At 42.8% G+C, this 17,559-nt stretch carries 12 protein-coding genes and 5 tRNA genes; all 17 read left to right on the forward strand.

Annotation, left to right across the window (positions count from 1 at the left end; translation table 11 throughout):
* The 17 genes from FTT77_RS02760 (at nt 1) to rpoC (ending at nt 17,418) form a co-directional block, all read left to right on the forward strand.
* Nucleotides 1-750, forward strand: coding sequence for an FHA domain-containing protein (locus tag FTT77_RS02760; protein WP_180025945.1), 750 nt, complete (start codon nt 1-3; stop codon nt 748-750).
* A 77-nt stretch (nt 751-827) separates the two neighbouring features.
* Nucleotides 828-1,496 (forward strand): phosphoglycolate phosphatase, encoded by a 669-nt coding sequence (gene gph / locus FTT77_RS02765; protein ID WP_180108817.1) that lies wholly within the window; start codon nt 828-830, stop codon nt 1,494-1,496.
* Nucleotides 1,497-1,613: 117 nt separating this feature from the next.
* Nucleotides 1,614-3,107 carry an anthranilate synthase component I gene (trpE, locus tag FTT77_RS02770; RefSeq protein ID WP_078193306.1) on the forward strand — a complete coding sequence of 498 codons (1,494 nt, stop codon included), beginning with the start codon at nt 1,614-1,616 and terminating at the stop codon, nt 3,105-3,107.
* Between the two features lie 98 nt (nt 3,108-3,205).
* Nucleotides 3,206-3,281: transfer RNA gene (locus FTT77_RS02775), tRNA-Thr, on the forward strand.
* Nucleotides 3,282-3,335: 54 nt separating this feature from the next.
* Nucleotides 3,336-3,419, forward strand: a tRNA-Tyr gene (locus FTT77_RS02780).
* A 38-nt stretch (nt 3,420-3,457) separates the two neighbouring features.
* A tRNA-Gly gene (locus FTT77_RS02785) sits at nt 3,458-3,533 on the forward strand.
* 23 nt (nt 3,534-3,556) lie between these two features.
* Nucleotides 3,557-3,631, forward strand: a tRNA-Thr gene (locus tag FTT77_RS02790).
* Between the two features lie 156 nt (nt 3,632-3,787).
* Nucleotides 3,788-4,978: an elongation factor Tu gene (tuf, locus tag FTT77_RS02795; RefSeq protein WP_180002848.1), complete on the forward strand. Its 1,191-nt coding sequence runs from the start codon at nt 3,788-3,790 to the stop codon at nt 4,976-4,978.
* 55 nt (nt 4,979-5,033) lie between these two features.
* Nucleotides 5,034-5,109, forward strand: a tRNA-Trp gene (locus tag FTT77_RS02800).
* A gap of 76 nt (nt 5,110-5,185) precedes the next feature.
* Complete coding sequence (gene secE, locus FTT77_RS02805) at nt 5,186-5,626, forward strand: preprotein translocase subunit SecE (protein ID WP_078189832.1); 441 nt, start codon at nt 5,186-5,188, stop codon at nt 5,624-5,626.
* Nucleotides 5,627-5,633: 7 nt separating this feature from the next.
* Nucleotides 5,634-6,167: a transcription termination/antitermination protein NusG gene (gene nusG, locus FTT77_RS02810; protein ID WP_078189831.1), complete on the forward strand. Its 534-nt coding sequence runs from the start codon at nt 5,634-5,636 to the stop codon at nt 6,165-6,167.
* Between the two features lie 115 nt (nt 6,168-6,282).
* Nucleotides 6,283-6,711, forward strand: coding sequence for a 50S ribosomal protein L11 (gene rplK / locus FTT77_RS02815; protein WP_004868049.1), 429 nt, complete (start codon nt 6,283-6,285; stop codon nt 6,709-6,711).
* Nucleotides 6,712-6,714: 3 nt separating this feature from the next.
* Nucleotides 6,715-7,410 carry a 50S ribosomal protein L1 gene (rplA, locus tag FTT77_RS02820; protein ID WP_078189830.1) on the forward strand — a complete coding sequence of 232 codons (696 nt, stop codon included), beginning with the start codon at nt 6,715-6,717 and terminating at the stop codon, nt 7,408-7,410.
* A 349-nt stretch (nt 7,411-7,759) separates the two neighbouring features.
* Nucleotides 7,760-8,266 carry a 50S ribosomal protein L10 gene (gene rplJ, locus FTT77_RS02825; protein ID WP_111885844.1) on the forward strand — a complete coding sequence of 169 codons (507 nt, stop codon included), beginning with the start codon at nt 7,760-7,762 and terminating at the stop codon, nt 8,264-8,266.
* A 48-nt stretch (nt 8,267-8,314) separates the two neighbouring features.
* Complete coding sequence (gene rplL, locus FTT77_RS02830) at nt 8,315-8,686, forward strand: 50S ribosomal protein L7/L12 (protein WP_078189828.1); 372 nt, start codon at nt 8,315-8,317, stop codon at nt 8,684-8,686.
* A 303-nt stretch (nt 8,687-8,989) separates the two neighbouring features.
* On the forward strand, nt 8,990-13,078 hold the full coding sequence (gene rpoB, locus FTT77_RS02835) for a DNA-directed RNA polymerase subunit beta (RefSeq protein WP_180007035.1): 4,089 nt from the start codon (nt 8,990-8,992) through the stop codon (nt 13,076-13,078).
* A 140-nt stretch (nt 13,079-13,218) separates the two neighbouring features.
* Nucleotides 13,219-17,418, forward strand: a complete 4,200-nt coding sequence (gene rpoC / locus FTT77_RS02840) for a DNA-directed RNA polymerase subunit beta' (protein WP_180007037.1) — start codon at nt 13,219-13,221, stop codon at nt 17,416-17,418.
* Nucleotides 17,419-17,559: the final 141 nt, after the last annotated feature.

Consider the following 17,559-nt stretch of genomic DNA (forward strand, 5'->3'; position numbering starts at 1 on the left):
ATGACTTGGAAAATTCAAGCAATTTCTGGTGATTTAACAGGACAAGAAATTAGTATTGAGCGAGATATGTTGGTGGGGCGTCATCAACAAGCAGATATTGTTTTACAAGAATCTGATGTATCGCGTAAACATGCTGCCTTTGTACTGAAAGATCAGGCACTCTGGTTGCAAGATCTCAATTCATCTAATGGGACGTTTATTAATGATGTCCGTTTGACTGGTGAATCACTTTTAAAAGAAGGTGATATTGTACAGTTTGCCAGTGTGAAGTTTAGTTTATTGGCTCCAGCTAAAGCTGTTCAGATTCCAGCGGATATCGAACAAAGCGTTGAAGCATTGCAAACAGAAGAAATTACACCTGTTCAGCAGCCGTCTGAAGCTGTTGCAGTTTCTGAAAATGTGGCACAAGAGTCTGTAGCAAACACGTCTGAGACTAAGGCACAAGAGCCTGTCGTTAAAACCGCAGCACAACAAATGAATGATCAAGGTATGCCAGAGTTGAAAGAGCGAGATAGCTCAGTTCAATTGACTCGTGATGGTATGCCGACCAATGTAGATGTGCCTAAACCTGCACCAATTCCTGAGGGAATTGACGTAACTGCTGTTCCGAAAAATGAAGCATGTGATGTAGAAATTCCAGCGACATGTGTAGAGCAAGAGCGTGAAGCGCAAAAAAATGCCTCTGTGGGCTTAATCTCAGTCATTGTTTTAATCATTCTTGCAATTATTGCATGGGTCTTGTTTAAATAAACCGAGACATTCCTCAAAAGGCATGCATGGGCATGCCTTTTTTATGGGGAAAATTTACAAAAAAATAGAGGGACATTATGTTTGAAGTTCGTTTAGCAGAACGCCAAATGATTTTATTTGATCTGGATGGAACGCTAGTCGATTCAGCATCTGACTTACATCGTGCGATGAATATGAGTTTAAATGCGTTGCAATTACCGTTGGTCACAGAAGCGCAGGTGCGAAACTGGATTGGGAAAGGAACTCCATTGTTTTGTCATAGCGTACTTGAATACTTGACCGGGAAGGTGGATGCCGCACAGCACCATCTTTTACTGGAAACTTTTCTAAAGATTTACAATGCAGATCCTTGTGTTTTGACGCAGCCCTTTGACGGCATTCTAGAGTTCTTGGATTGGGCAAAAGCAGAAGAGAAAATTCTGATTTGTGTGACCAATAAACCAGAGCAACCGGCACGCAGTATTGTGCAGGCACTAGGTATGCATGAATACTTTGATGATGTGATTGGCGGAGATCGTTTTGAAGAGCGTAAACCACATCCCAAGCAGCTAGAGTATTGTGCGGAGCATTATGCCTTGCCGAAACAGCAAATTTTGATGGTGGGTGATTCTGTCAATGATGTAGAGGCAGCACGTCGTGCGGGTATTGATTGTATTGTGGTCAGCTATGGCTATAATCATGGTGAAAATATTCGAGATTGTCAGCCGCAGCACGTGGTTGATAACTTAAAAGAATTATTGGGTTGAAATAAGTAGGGTTAAGGAAGTGAAAATGAGCAAGTGTGTAGGTTTTCGATGGCGTCACTCAATCAGCATGAGAAGAAATTAACTGAAATTGACCACGCGAAATATAGAGAAACCCAAATGACTACACAAACTCAATTTGAACAACTGAAAACTGCTGGATATAACTTGATTCCGGTATATCGTCAGCGCTTGGCAGATACAGAAACTCCACTTTCTGTCTTTGCGCGATTAAAACAACATAAACAAGCCTATTTATTTGAATCTGTAGAGGGTGGCGAAAACTGGGCGCGTTACTCCATTATTGGCTTGGGCGAGTCCACCGTATTTTCGTGTAATGAAGGGCAGTTGACCGTTCAACATGCTGATGGCTCGGTTGAAAAACAACAATGTGCTGACCCATTTCAATACATTCGTGACTTCCAAGCACAATATAAAGTGCCTACACAGCAAGATTTGCCAGCGTTGCCGAGCTTTACCGGTGGATTGGTTGGATACTTTGGTTATGATGCTGTACGTTATATCGAACCAAAGCTCAATAACGTTCCAGAAGCTGACCCGGTCGGGATTCCGGATATTTGGATGATGCTATCAAAAACCGTCATCGTCTTTGATAACCTTAAGGATACCTTATTCTTAATTGTGCATGCCGATGTAAATGATGCTGAGGCCTATACCAAGGCGCAGCAACAATTGGATGAGCTAGAAGAACTTTTGGCAACCCCAATTGCACTCAAAGCAAATAAGCATACTGCACCACAGTTTGAATCCATCACTGGACATGATAATTTTATTGATTCTATTGCGAAAGTAAAAGAGTACATTAAGGCCGGTGATGTGATGCAGGTTGTGCCGGGCCATCGTATGGTATCCGATTTTGATGGTGAGCCTTTGCAGGTCTATCGTGCACTACGTCACCTCAATCCATCGCCATATTTGTTCTTGGTGCAAGGGCAGACACTAGAAAATGACATTCCTTTTCATATCGTCGGTTCATCACCTGAAATTTTGTCCCGTTTAGAAAATGGTGTGGCAACAGTTCGTCCTTTGGCGGGAACGCGACCACGGGGTAAAACAAAAGAAGAAGATTTAGCGCTAGAAAAAGATTTGCTATCTGATGAAAAAGAAATTGCAGAGCATTTGATGTTGATCGATTTGGGGCGAAATGATGTTGGACGCGTTTCTAAAATCGGTAAAGTTCACGTGACTGATCAAATGGTGATCGAACGTTATTCGCATGTCATGCACATTGTGTCAAATGTGCAAGGTGAAGTACGTGATGATGTCGATGCTTTGGATGTTTTTAAAGCAACATTCCCTGCGGGCACACTTTCAGGCGCACCAAAAATCCGCGCTATGGAAATTATTGACGAAGTTGAACCAGTAAAACGTGGAATTTTTGGTGGTGCTGTTGGTTATTTAGGCTGGCATGGTGAAATGGACATGTCGATTGCGATTCGTACCTGTGTAATTCGTGAAAATAAGGTCTATGTTCAAGCTGGAGCAGGGGTGGTGTATGACTCTAATCCTGAATCAGAGTGGAATGAAACCCAAATAAAAGCTCGCGCAGTGATCAAAGCGGTTGAATTATCATCAAATGGATTGATTTTATGAGTTTTTCACGTTTTTTTTAGAAAAAACACTTGCAAGGATTTCAAGATTTGCTAAACTGCACACCGTTCCGATACGAAACGTACGAAACACTAGGAAACGCCGGCATAGCTCAGTTGGTAGAGCAACTGACTTGTAATCAGTAGGTCCACAGTTCGAATCCGTGTGCCGGCACCATCTTAGAAAGTTTGAGAGTGAGTAGAAAGAACAACACTGAAGTAAGTGTAAAATGGTGAGGTTCCCGAGCGGTCAAAGGGGGCGGACTGTAACTCCGCTACGAAAGTTTCGAAGGTTCGAATCCTTCCCTCACCACCAATTTTAAGACTTCAATAAGTGGTTTGTACCAACATCGTGCGGGAGTAGCTCAGTTGGTAGAGCGGTAGCCTTCCAAGCTACATGTCGCGAGTTCGACCCTCGTCTCCCGCTCCATATCTATTGAAGTGCTTATATTTGCTCTTATAGCTCAGTGGTAGAGCACTCCCTTGGTAAGGGAGAGGTCTCGAGTTCAAATCTCGATAAGAGCTCCAGATTTTACAGTTTAGCAACTTTAAATGTTGCGCAAGATTCCAGAAGCAGGCTTTTTAGTCTGCTTTTCAAGTATTGGGTGTTTATTTTTTTTTAGGCGATATGTCGGAGCTGGGTTTTACTCAGAATTGTGTTCGACGTAAACGAGGAAGAAAAGCATGGCTAAGGCTAAGTTTGAACGTAATAAGCCGCACGTTAACGTGGGCACAATCGGTCACGTTGACCATGGTAAAACGACTTTAACAGCTGCGATTGCAACTGTGTGTGCAAAAAAATTCGGTGGTGAAGCGAAAGATTACGCTGCAATCGACTCTGCACCAGAAGAAAAAGCACGTGGTATTACAATTAATACTTCACACGTAGAATACGATTCTCCAATCCGTCACTACGCTCACGTAGACTGCCCAGGTCACGCCGATTATGTTAAAAACATGATTACTGGTGCTGCACAAATGGATGGTGCGATCCTTGTATGTGCTGCGACTGATGGTCCAATGCCACAAACTCGTGAACACATCCTGCTTTCTCGTCAGGTAGGTGTACCTTACATCGTTGTATTCTTAAACAAATGCGACCTTGTTGACGACGAAGAACTTCTTGAATTAGTAGAAATGGAAGTTCGTGAACTTCTTTCTACTTATGACTTCCCAGGCGACGACACTCCAGTAATCCGTGGTTCTGCTCTTGCGGCGCTTAACGGTGAAGCTGGTCAATACGGCGAAGATGCTGTAGTTGCTCTTGTTGAAGCTCTTGACTCTTACATCCCAGAACCAGAACGTGCTATCGACCAAGCATTCCTTATGCCAATCGAAGATGTATTCTCAATTTCAGGTCGTGGTACAGTAGTAACTGGCCGTGTTGAAACTGGTATCGTGAAAGTAGGCGAAGAAGTTGAAATCGTTGGTATTAAAGATACAGTTAAAACAACTGTAACTGGCGTAGAAATGTTCCGTAAACTTCTTGACGAAGGTCGTGCGGGCGAGAACTGTGGTGTTCTTCTACGTGGTACTAAACGTGAAGACGTTCAACGTGGTCAAGTACTTGCTAAACCAGGTACAATCAAACCGCATACTAAATTCGACGCAGAAGTATACGTACTTTCTAAAGACGAAGGTGGTCGTCATACTCCATTCCTTAACGGTTACCGTCCACAGTTCTACTTCCGTACAACTGACGTAACTGGTGCGATCGCGCTTAAAGAAGGCGTTGAAATGGTTATGCCTGGTGACAACGTAGAAATGTCAGTAGAATTAATCCACCCAATCGCAATGGACGCTGGCTTACGCTTTGCAATCCGTGAAGGTGGCCGTACAGTTGGTGCGGGTGTTGTTTCTAAAGTAACTGCATAATATAATACAGTTATCATTGTACAGATCGAGAGTTTCGACTCTCGATTTGCTCTGTAGGTCAGTAGTTCAATTGGTAGAGCGTCGGTCTCCAAAACCGAATGTTGGGGGTTCGAGTCCCTCCTGGCCTGCCAAATTTTTTTAAAAAGAAGCTTGATGCTGGCTCAACTGGTCATATAATAAGTCGCGAATCCTACGACGAGTACAAAAATGTCGAATGATAAATCGCGTGACGCATTAAGCGACGCGCCAATTCCTCAAAGAAATAATCCTGCTGAAGTTGTTAATTCTGGTTCCCCTTTAGACTATGTTCTGTGGGTTATCGCGTTGATTTTACTCGGTAGTTCTATGATGGTGAATCAACATTTGCCAGCATACTGGGCACCAGCGAATGATGTCTGGGTCCGTGTTGGGGTAATTTTGGCTTGTATCATCGTGGCTTTAGGTTTATTATACGCCACCCATCAAGGCAAAGGCTTTGTTCGATTGTTGAAAGATGCTCGAATTGAGTTACGTCGAGTGACTTGGCCAACCAAGCAAGAGACCATGACCACATCTTGGCAGGTACTTGCGGTAGTCTTAGTGGCATCTATTTTATTATGGTGCTTTGACTATGCTTTGAGCTGGTTAATGAAGTTTATTATCGGGTAAGAGAGCTATGAAACGTTGGTACATTATTCATGCCTATTCAGGCTATGAAAAACAAGTGTTACGCTCACTTAATGATCGAATCCAGCGTAGCGCTGTAGCCGATAGCTTTGGTGAAGTCCTTGTCCCTACTGAAGAAGTAGTGGAAATGAAGGATGGTAAGAAACGTAAATCTGAGCGTAAATTCTTTCCAGGCTATGTGTTAGTCGAAATGGAAATGAATGATGAAACTTGGCACATTGTTAAAGAATGTCCAAAAGTATTAGGTTTCATTGGTGGTACTGCAGAAAAACCTGCACCAATTACGCAAAAAGAAGCTGATGCGATTCTTGCACGTGTACGCAATACTGGCGAAGCACCTCGTCCTAAGACGATGTTTGAACCAGGTGAAGAATTACTCGTAATTGACGGTCCATTCACCGACTTTAAAGGCGTGGTGGAAGAAGTTCTATACGATAAGTCACGTTTAACGTTGACGATTAATGTATTTAATCGACCAACTCAGGTTGAACTGGAATTTCGCCAAGTCGAAAAATCAGTTTAATTTAACTTGGTTGATAAACGCCCGATTTGTTATGAATCGGGCATTGTTGTTGTAACGGTATCGTTACTTAAATGTATGGGGAGCCTAACGGCGTTAGTACCCAGAGGTAATTGAAATGGCTAAGAAGATTGACGGCTATATCAAGCTGCAAGTTCCAGCTGGTAAAGCAAATCCATCTCCACCGATTGGTCCTGCACTAGGTCAACGTGGTGTTAACATCATGGCATTCTGTAAAGAATTCAATGCTGCGACACAAAAAGTTGAAGCTGGTCTTCCAATTCCAGTAGTGATCACTGTGTACAACGACAAGTCGTTCACATTCATCATGAAAACTCCTCCTGCTGCGATTCTTCTTAAGAAAGCTGCGGGCATCCAAAAGGGTTCAGCTGTACCTAACAAAACTAAAGTTGGTAAGTTGACTCGCGCTCAATTAGAAGAAATTGCGACTACTAAAGAACCAGATCTTACTGGTGCTGATTTAGACGCACGTGTACGTACCATTGCTGGTTCTGCGCGTTCTATGGGCTTGGAAGTGGAGCTATAAGACATGGCTAAATTAACTAAACGTCAAAAAGCCATTGTTGCTGCTGTTGAAGCTAACAAAGTTTACACTTTGGAAGAAGCAGTTGCAGTTCTTAACGGCCTTCCAGCAGTAAAATTCAAAGAATCTTTGGATGTTGCTGTAAACCTAGGTGTTGATCCTCGTAAATCTGACCAAGTTGTTCGTGGCGCGACTACACTTCCTGCAGGTACTGGTAAAACTGTACGTGTAGCTGTGTTTGCTCAAGGCGCTGCTGCTGAAGCTGCTAAAGCTGAAGGTGCGGACGTTGTTGGTTTTGATGATCTTGCTGAAAGCATCCAGGCGGGTAACCTTGACTTTGACGTAGTAATTGCAGCTCCGGATGCAATGCGCGTTGTTGGTAAGTTAGGTACGATTCTTGGTCCACGTGGCTTAATGCCAAACCCTAAAGTGGGTACTGTAACTCCTGACGTAGCTTCTGCTGTTAAAAATGCGAAAGCTGGTCAAGCACGTTACCGTGTAGACAAAGCAGGTATCATCCACGCTGCGATCGGTCAAGTAGGTTTCACTGCTGAAGCTGTTCGTTCAAACGTTGAAGCTCTTGTAGCAGACCTTAAGAAAGCAAAACCTGCTACTTCTAAAGGTGTTTACATCCAAAAGATCACTCTAAGCTCTACTATGGGTCCTGGTCTTGTTGTTGATGTGGCAAACGTTTCTAAATAAGTTTCGACTTATTACAGAATTTTAAAGCCCTGAGTAAAAAACAAAGCGCTGCTTTGATTTTTACGCAAGATAGAAATTAAGCTTCATTCGAAGCACAGCTTCTCATCTTGCGGGTCGGCAAAGCATGCTTTGCTGATCGCCCCTCAGGCAAACTTTGAATTGATAAATTTAGATTTATCAGCGTCAAAGACCTCAGGCGAGGGGAGTTTTATGCTTTCTTCTTAATAGCCCAGCCTGAGTAGACGCGGTGGTGTGATTTGTTCCTCCTCCGCGTGTTGGTTCAGTGATGAGCTAACGAATTGGGAGTGCATCTGTATAGGTGCATAAATCACCGTTAGGAGGTTTTACAATGGCTCTTCTTATCGAAGGCAAAAAACAGATCGTAGCTGAAGTAACTGAAGTTGCTTCTACTGCGTATGCTGCTGTTGTTGCTGACTATCAAGGTTTAACTGTTGAGCAATTAACTGCTCTACGTGTTGAAGCTCGTAAACTAGGTGTTGCTACTCGTGTAGTTCGTAACACTTTGGCTAAACGTGCTCTTCAAGATACTCAATTCAATATCTTGAGCGACAACCTTGTTGGCCCAACAATCTTAGCTTTCTCAACTTCTGAAGACGACATGGGCGCAGCTGCTCGTTTGTTCGAAGAATTTGCTAAAACTAATAAAGCATTTGAACTTAAAGCTGCTGCATTTGACGGTAAAGTTTATCAAGGTGCTGAAGTTAGCGTTATCGCGAACCTTCCAAACCAAGAGAAAGCGCTTACTATGCTTGCAAACGTTCTTCAAGCTCCTATTTCGAAATTGGGTCGCCTTATTACTGCGCTCAAAGAGAAAAACGAGTCAGAAGCTGCTTAAGCTTAAATCAATTTACACACCATTCAATACCCATTTGGAGTTACTCTCATGGCTTTAACAAACGAAGAAATCTTAAACGCAGTTGCTGAAAAAACTGTTCTTGAACTTGTTGAACTTATTTCTGCTTTCGAAGAAAAATTCAACGTATCTGCTGCTGCTGTAGCAGTTGCTGCTGCTCCTGGCGCTGCTGGTGCTGCTGCTGAAGAACAATCAGAATTCAACGTTGAGTTGACTTCTTTCGGTGCTAACAAAGTTGCTGTAATTAAAGCAGTTCGTGAAGCTACTGGCCTTGGTCTTAAAGAAGCTAAAGATCTTGTTGAAAGCGCTCCTTCAGTTCTTAAAGAAGGCGTTTCTAAAGAAGAAGGCGAAGAACTTAAGAAAAAACTTGAAGAAGCTGGTGCTACAGTTACACTTAAGTAATCTTAAGGGGAGTCGATTTTTTTATAATCGGCTCCAAAAAATGGCTGGTGGCCCTTGGGTCATCAGCCTTTTTGCGTTACAATAATCGGCTCGATTTTTGTTTGCATGATATAAAAATCATACAAATTAAAAATAATTTATAAAACCAAACGCTTACCAATATTTTTCAGTAAAAAATATTGTTAAGCGTTTTAATACCACTAAAAATTGCAGCATTTGTGAAAGTGGTGGCCATATCGGCCTGCGTAATTCCTTCTAAGTTCGTTCTGCAGGCGGACTTAGTTTACTTTCCGAGGACTCCAGATGGCATACTCATATACCGAAAAGAAACGGATCCGTAAGAATTTTGGTAAATTGCCCAAGGTAATGGATGTTCCGTACTTGCTCGCGATTCAAGTCGACTCGTACCGAACTTTCCTTCAAGACGGCAAAACTCCAAAAAACCGCGAAGATATCGGTCTCCAAGCCGCATTTCGTTCAGTTTTTCCTATTGAAAGTTATTCTGGCAATGCTGCTTTAGAATTTGTTGAGTATAGTCTTGGTAAGCCTGAATTTGATGTGCGCGAATGTATTCTTCGTGGCTCAACTTATGCGGCGCCAATGCGTGTAAAAATTCGTCTGATCATTAAAGATCGCGAAACTAAAACAATCAAAGATGTGCGTGAGCAAGAAGTCTACATGGGTGAAATGCCACTTATGACAGACAACGGTACCTTTGTGATCAATGGTACTGAGCGTGTAATCGTATCTCAATTACACCGTTCACCAGGTGTATTCTTTGATCACGATAAAGGCAAAACTCACTCTAGCGGTAAAGTTCTTTATTCTGCTCGTATCATTCCTTACCGTGGTTCATGGTTAGACTTTGAATTCGATGCAAAAGATCTTGTATATGTTCGTATTGACCGTCGTCGTAAATTACTTGCGACTGTTGTGCTTCGTGCCTTGGGTTATAATAACGAACAAATCCTAGACATGTTCTACGAAAAAGTACCTGTATATCTTGATATGGGTAGCTATCAAATTGACTTGGTTCCAGAACGTCTACGTGGCGAAATGGCACAGTTTGATATCGTGGGTACAGACGGTAAAACAATTGTTGAACAAGGTAAACGTATTAACGCGCGCCATGTTCGTCAAATGGAAGCAGCAGGTCTTGAAAAACTTTCTGTTCCTGATGAATACCTATATGAACGTATCGTTGCTGAAGATGTAACGTTACGTGATGGCGAAGTTGTTGCGGCAAATACCGTACTTAGCCATGAAATTATGGTGAAATTGGCTGAGGGCGGCGTTAAGCAATTCAACGTACTTTATACCAATGACATCGACCGTGGTCCATTCATTGCGGACTCTTTACGTGCAGATACTACAACTGGTCGTGAAGAAGCACTTGTAGAAATCTACAAAGTGATGCGTCCGGGTGAGCCACCAACAAAAGAAGCTGCTGAAAACTTATTCAATAACTTGTTCTTCTCTTCTGAACGTTATGACTTATCACCAGTAGGTCGTATGAAGTTCAACCGTCGTTTGGGTCGTCCTTACGAAGTGGGTACGGATCAGAAGTCTCGTGAAGTTGAAGGTATTCTTTCAAACGAAGACATCACTGATGTATTGAAAACATTAGTTGAAATCCGTAACGGTAAAGGTGAAGTCGACGATATCGATCACTTGGGTAACCGTCGTGTTCGTTCTGTTGGTGAAATGACAGAAAACCAATTCCGTGTTGGTCTAGTTCGTGTTGAACGTGCTGTTAAAGAACGTTTATCTCAAGCTGAAACTGATAACTTGTCTCCGCAAGATTTAATCAATGCGAAACCAGTTGCTGCTGCAATCAAAGAATTCTTTGGTTCAAGCCAGTTGTCTCAGTTCATGGACCAAAACAACCCGTTGTCTGAAATTACACACAAACGTCGTGTATCAGCATTGGGCCCAGGTGGTTTGACTCGTGAGCGTGCGGGCTTCGAAGTACGTGACGTACATCAAACTCACTACGGTCGTGTATGTCCAATTGAGACTCCTGAAGGTCCAAACATTGGTTTGATTAACTCATTGTCTGTATACGCTAAATGTAACAGCTTCGGTTTCTTGGAAACTCCATACCGTAAAGTTGTTGATGGTCGTGTAACGGATGATGTTGAATACCTTTCTGCGATTGAAGAAGTAGGTACTGTGATTGCACAGGCCGATTCTGGTATCGATAAAGACGGTAACTTAACTGAAGAATTCGTATCTGTACGTCACCAAGGTGAATTCGTACGTATTCCACCAGAAAAAGTAACGCATATGGATGTATCTGCTCAGCAGGTGGTATCTGTAGCGGCATCACTTATTCCGTTCCTTGAACACGATGATGCCAACCGTGCATTGATGGGTTCAAACATGCAGCGTCAGGCTGTTCCTACATTACGTGCTGACAAACCGCTTGTTGGTACAGGTATGGAAGCAAACGTAGCGCATGACTCGGGTGTGTGTGTACTTGCGAAACGTGGTGGTCGTATTGAATTCGTTGATGCTTCTCGTGTCGTTATTCGTGTAAACGAAGAAGAGATGGTGGCAGGCGAAGCAGGTGTAGATATCTACAACCTGATCAAATACACACGTTCGAACCAAAATACATGTATCAACCAAAACGTTGTTGTACGTTTAGGTGATAAAGTTGCACGTGGTGACGTTCTTGCTGATGGTCCATCAACAGATGGCGGTGAATTGGCATTGGGTCAAAACATGCGTGTAGCGTTCATGACTTGGAACGGTTACAACTACGAAGACTCGATCTTACTATCAGAGCGTGTACTTCAAGAAGATCGTTTAACGTCTATACACATCCAAGAGCTTTCATGTGTTGCACGTGATACCAAATTGGGTGCTGAAGAAATTACAGCGGATATCCCGAACGTGGGTGAAGCTGCACTTTCTAAATTGGATGAATCAGGTATCGTTTATATCGGTGCTGAAGTAACTGCTGGTGACATTCTTGTAGGTAAAGTAACGCCTAAAGGTGAAACTCAGTTAACTCCGGAAGAAAAATTGCTTCGCGCAATCTTCGGTGAAAAAGCGGCTGACGTAAAAGACTCTTCATTACGTGTATCTTCATCTGTGAAAGGTACTGTAATTGACGTTCAAGTATTTACACGTGACGGTCTTGAAAAAGACGAACGTGCTCAAGCAATTGAGAAAGCACAACTTGATGCTTACCGTAAAGACTTGAAAGAAGAATACAAAATCTTCGAAGAAGCGGCTCGTGAACGTATTGTTCGTCTATTGAAAGGTCAAGAATCTAACGGTGGCGGTACAACTAAACGCGGTGACAAATTAACTGAAGAGTTATTGTCTGGTCTTGAGTTGGTTGATCTTATTGAAATCCAACCAGTTGACGAAGCGATTGCTGAGCGTTTAACTCAAATTCAAGTGTTCTTGAAAGAGAAGAGCCTTGAAATTGACGAAAAATTTGCAGAGAAAAAACGCAAACTTTCTACAGGTGATGAACTAACAACTGGCGTATTGAAAGTTGTTAAAGTTTACTTGGCTGTAAAACGTCGCATCCAACCGGGTGATAAAATGGCGGGTCGTCACGGTAACAAAGGTGTTGTATCAAACATCTTGCCTGTAGAAGACATGCCACACGATGCAAACGGTGTTCCAGTTGATGTTGTACTTAACCCACTGGGTGTACCATCACGTATGAACGTGGGTCAGATTCTTGAAACTCACTTAGGTATGGCAGCTAAAGGTCTTGGCGATCAAATCGACAAGATGATGAAAGAGCAACGTACTGTACTTGAGCTTCGTGATTTCTTAGACAAGATTTACAACAAAGTTGGTGGCGAACAAGAAGATCTTGATAGCTTGACTGATGAAGAAATCTTGGTGCTTTCAGGTAACTTGCGTAAAGGTGTTCCTTTAGCAACACCAGTATTTGATGGTGCTGAAGAATCACAAATTAAAGAATTGTTAGAACTTGGTGGCATTTCACGTACTGGTCAAACAGTATTGTATGATGGTCGTACAGGTGAACGTTTTGACCGTCCAGTAACTGTAGGTTACATGTACATGTTGAAACTGAACCACTTGGTTGACGACAAGATGCATGCGCGTTCTACTGGTTCTTACTCTCTAGTAACTCAACAGCCGCTTGGTGGTAAAGCACAATTCGGTGGTCAGCGTTTCGGTGAGATGGAAGTATGGGCACTCGAAGCTTACGGTGCAGCATACACACTTCAAGAAATGCTTACTGTGAAGTCGGATGACGTTGAAGGTCGTACCCGTATCTATAAGAACATTGTAGATGGTAACCATTACATGGACCCAGGTATGCCTGAATCGTTCAACGTATTGACCAAAGAGATCCGTTCTTTAGGTATCAACATTGAACTGAAAAATGGTGACTAATTAGCTCCATTGAATCTCCCTTGCGAAGCAGTGCTTCTCACCTCTTTAATCAAGAGGAGCAAGGGGGATTTCTCAGTTAAAAAACAATATTTGTGACCCAGTTGTGAAGTGAAAATCTCCACAACACACGGAGAAAAAAATTGAAAGACTTGCTCGATATCATGCGCAAAAAGACGGATTCAGACGGTCATGCTCCTGTAGAGTTTGATCGCATCCGTATTGGTCTTGCGTCACCAGAAATGATTAAGTCGTGGTCTCATGGTGAAGTTAAAAAGCCTGAAACCATTAACTACCGTACGTTCAAACCTGAACGTGATGGTTTATTCTGTGCCAAAATCTTTGGTCCAGTAAAAGATTACGAATGCTTGTGTGGTAAATACAAGCGTATGAAATACAAAGGCGTCATTTGTGAAAAATGTGGCGTTGAAGTAACAACTGCAAAAGTACGTCGTGAGCGTATGGGTCATATTGACCTTGCTTCTCCAGTTGCGCATATTTGGTTCTTAAAATCACTTCCTAGCCGTATCGGTCTGCTTTTAGACATGACTTTACGTGATATCGAACGTGTATTGTATTTCGAATCATACGTTGTAACTGACCCAGGTATGACTCCACTTGAGAAATACCAACTTCTAAACGATGAAGAATACTTCACGGCTTTAGAAGAACATGGTGATGAATTCACTGCGAAAATGGGTGCAGAAGCAGTTCAAGATTTGTTGAAAGACATCGATCTTGAAGCTGAAATTTCACGTCTTCGTGAAGAAATTCCAAATACAACTTCAGAAACGAAGCTTAAAAAAGCCTCTAAACGTCTGAAATTGATGGAAGCGTTCAAAGAGTCGAACAACAAGCCAGAATGGATGGTGATGAATGTACTTCCAGTACTTCCACCTGATCTTCGTCCGTTGGTTCCTCTAGAAGGTGGTCGTTTTGCGACTTCTGACTTGAACGATCTTTACCGTCGTGTAATCAACCGTAACAACCGTTTAAAACGTCTTCTAGACCTTGCAGCACCAGACATTATCGTACGTAACGAAAAACGTATGTTACAAGAGTCTGTAGATGCATTGCTTGATAACGGTCGTCGTGGTCGCGCAATTACCGGTTCGAACAAACGTCCTCTTAAATCTTTGGCAGACATGATCAAAGGTAAACAAGGTCGTTTCCGTCAAAACTTATTGGGTAAACGTGTCGATTACTCTGGTCGTTCGGTAATTACTGTAGGTCCGACTTTACGTCTGCACCAATGTGGTCTTCCGAAAAAAATGGCGCTTGAATTATTCAAACCATTCATTTTCGCGAAACTACAAGCGTCTGGCCAAGCGACAACCATTAAAGCTGCGAAAAAAATGGTTGAGCGTGAAACTCCAGAAGTTTGGGATGTACTTGCTCACGTAATTCGTCAACATCCAGTGATGTTGAACCGTGCGCCTACACTTCACCGTTTGGGTCTTCAAGCATTTGAACCAACCCTGATTGAAGGTAAAGCAATCCGTCTTCATCCGTTAGTTTGTGCGGCATTTAACGCCGACTTCGACGGTGACCAAATGGCGGTACACGTACCATTAACACTTGAAGCTCAGTTAGAAGCTCGTGCGTTAATGATGTCAACAAACAACATTCTTTCTCCTGCGAACGGTGAGCCAATCATCGTACCTTCTCAGGACGTTGTCTTAGGCTTGTACTACATCACTCGTGATGCGATCAATGCCAAAGGTGAAGGCATGGTGTTTGCGGATACTGACGAAGTAAACCGTGCACTTGCAACAGGTCAAGTTGATTTACACGCTCGCGTAAAAGCACGTGTACACCAAACTGTCATTGACGAAAATGGTAACCGTGAACAACAAACCATTGTTGTAGACACAACTCCAGGTCGTTGTTTACTTTGGGAAGTTGTACCTGAAGGTATGGATTTCCAACAAATCAACGTTGAGATGACTAAAAAGAACATCTCTAAATTGATCAACTCTTGCTACCGTAAATTAGGTCTAAAAGATACTGTTATCTTCGCTGACCAATTGATGTACTTGGGCTTCCGTCAAGCGACTCACTCAGGTGTGTCTGTTGGTATGGAAGACATGTTGATTCCGCCACAAAAACAAGCAATTATCGAAAAAGCTGAAGTTGAAGTTCGCGAAATTGAACAACAATTTGAACAAGGTTTCGTAACTGCCGGCGAACGTTATAACAAAGTTGTCGATATTTGGGCGCGTACAAACGACCAAGTAGCGAAAGCGATGATGGACAACTTATCTTTCACTACTGTTAAAAACAAACAGGGTGAAGACGAGAAACAAAAATCATTCAACTCGATCTATATGATGTCTGACTCAGGTGCCCGTGGTTCGGCAGCTCAGATTCGTCAGTTAGCGGGTATGCGTGGTTTGATGGCGAAACCAGATGGTTCGATCATTGAAACACCAATTAAAGCAAACTTCCGTGAAGGTTTGACTGTACTTCAGTACTTCATTTCAACACACGGTGCACGTAAAGGTTTGGCCGATACTGCATTGAAAACTGCGAACTCAGGTTACTTGACTCGTCGTTTGGTTGACGTTGCACAAGACTTGGTAATTACTGAGCCAGATTGTGGTACTTTCGACGGTCTTGTAATGACTCCGTTCATTCAAGGTGGCGATGTCATCGAGAACTTAGGTACTCGAGTATTGGGTCGTGTACTTGCTGAAGATGCGAAGAAACCAGGTTCGGATGATGTGATTCTTCCACGTAATACTTTAATCGACGAAAAACTTGCAAACTACTTAGAAGAGCAAGGTGTCGATGAAGTGAAAGTACGTTCAGTTGTAAACTGTGAATCTACTTTCGGTGTATGTGCGAAATGTTACGGTCGTGACCTTGCTCGCGGTCACTTGGTGAATCCAGGTGAATCTGTGGGTGTAATGGCTGCTCAATCAATTGGTGAGCCAGGTACACAATTAACAATGCGTACGTTCCACGTAGGTGGTGCTGCGAGCCGAACTTCTGCTGCTAACAGCGTACAAGTTCGTAACAAAGGTACAGTACGTTTCCACAATGTGAAAACAGTACAACACGCTAAAGGTCACTTGGTATCAACTTCACGTTCAGGTGAAATCGGTATCGCAGATGACATCGGTCGTGAACGCGAACGTTACAAAATTCCATACGGTGCTTCAATCATCATTAAAGATGGCGAAGCTGTGGAAGCTGGCGGTATCGTAGCGACTTGGGATCCGCATACACATCCACTTGTTACCGAAGTTGCAGGTAAAGTGCGTTTCAGCCAAATCGCTGATGGCGTAACTGTGACATCGAAAACTGATGATGCAACAGGTATGACTACAATCGAAATCTTACCAGTGACTTCACGTCCTGCGTCAGGTAAAGATATGCGTCCAGCGGTTGTATTGGATACAACTGATGGTGGCGAACAGTTCTACTTCTTGCCACAAAATACGATTCTGACTGTTCGTGATGGCGAAACAATTGGTGTCGGTGACGTAATTGGTCGTGTACCACAAGAATCTTCACGTACTCGTGATATTACCGGTGGTCTTCCACGCGTAGCTGACTTGTTCGAAGCACGTAAACCGAAAGAACACGCGATCCTTGCTGAAATTTCAGGTATCGTAAGCTTCGGTAAAGAGACCAAAGGTAAGAACCGTCTTGTGATTACTCCGGATGATGGCTCTGAGATTTACGAAGAGCTAATTCCGAAATGGCGTACGATTAACGTGTTCGAAGGCGAGCATGTGAACCGTGGTGAAACCATTTCTGATGGTCCGCAAAACCCACACGACATCTTACGTTTGAAAGGCGAAGTTGCACTGACAAACTACATCGTGAACGAAGTTCAGGACGTATACCGTCTGCAAGGTGTAAAAATCAACGACAAGCATATTGAAGTGATCGTACGTCAAATGCTTCGTAAAGTTGAAATCACTGACGGTGGTGATACAAGCTTCATCAAAGGCGAGCAAGTGGAATACATCCGCGTTGTTCAAGAAAACCAAGCTGTGGCAGCTCAGAACAAGTTTCCAGCGAAGTTTGAACGTCAATTGATGGGTATTACCAAAGCGTCGCTTTCTACTGACTCGTTCATTTCTGCTGCATCGTTCCAGGAAACAACTCGTGTGTTAACTGAAGCTGCTGTAACAGGTAAAGAAGATGAATTACGTGGTCTGAAAGAAAACGTAGTTGTAGGTCGTCTGATCCCAGCGGGTACAGGTTTGGCTTACCACTTAGAACGTCGTCGTCAGGAGTCTGAAGCTGCAGAGCTTGAGCTTCACAATGATTTCTCTGATGTAGATCAAGCATTAAGCCAAGCATTTAGCGATGAATTTAACGGTCTTTAATTAGCCCTTAAATTATTAAAAAAAGCCACCTTTGGGTGGCTTTTTTTATGCGGATGAATTGAAAATTAAAGCTTTCCTAATGTTGATTTATTTCCTATAGTAAAAATAGAACATAACAAATCTCTTGATTTTTAAACTTAA

It is taken from the genome of Acinetobacter sp. YH01010, assembly GCF_013420775.1.
Classification (GTDB): Bacteria; Pseudomonadota; Gammaproteobacteria; order Pseudomonadales; family Moraxellaceae; genus Acinetobacter; species Acinetobacter amyesii.

Excerpts from the sequence above, each read along its gene's own strand:
- secE (WP_078189832.1), top strand. The coding sequence starts at position 5,186 with ATGTCGAATGATAAATCGCGTGACGCATTAAGCGACGCGCCAATTCCT.
- rplA (WP_078189830.1), top strand. The coding sequence starts at position 6,715 with ATGGCTAAATTAACTAAACGTCAAAAAGCCATTGTTGCTGCTGTTGAA.
- tuf (WP_180002848.1), top strand. The coding sequence starts at position 3,788 with ATGGCTAAGGCTAAGTTTGAACGTAATAAGCCGCACGTTAACGTGGGC.
- rplL (WP_078189828.1), top strand. The coding sequence starts at position 8,315 with ATGGCTTTAACAAACGAAGAAATCTTAAACGCAGTTGCTGAAAAAACT.
- rpoB (WP_180007035.1), top strand. The coding sequence starts at position 8,990 with ATGGCATACTCATATACCGAAAAGAAACGGATCCGTAAGAATTTTGGT.
- gph (WP_180108817.1), top strand. The coding sequence starts at position 828 with ATGTTTGAAGTTCGTTTAGCAGAACGCCAAATGATTTTATTTGATCTG.
- FTT77_RS02760 (WP_180025945.1), top strand. The coding sequence starts at position 1 with ATGACTTGGAAAATTCAAGCAATTTCTGGTGATTTAACAGGACAAGAA.
- rplK (WP_004868049.1), top strand. The coding sequence starts at position 6,283 with ATGGCTAAGAAGATTGACGGCTATATCAAGCTGCAAGTTCCAGCTGGT.
- rplJ (WP_111885844.1), top strand. The coding sequence starts at position 7,760 with ATGGCTCTTCTTATCGAAGGCAAAAAACAGATCGTAGCTGAAGTAACT.
- trpE (WP_078193306.1), top strand. The coding sequence starts at position 1,614 with ATGACTACACAAACTCAATTTGAACAACTGAAAACTGCTGGATATAAC.
- nusG (WP_078189831.1), top strand. The coding sequence starts at position 5,634 with ATGAAACGTTGGTACATTATTCATGCCTATTCAGGCTATGAAAAACAA.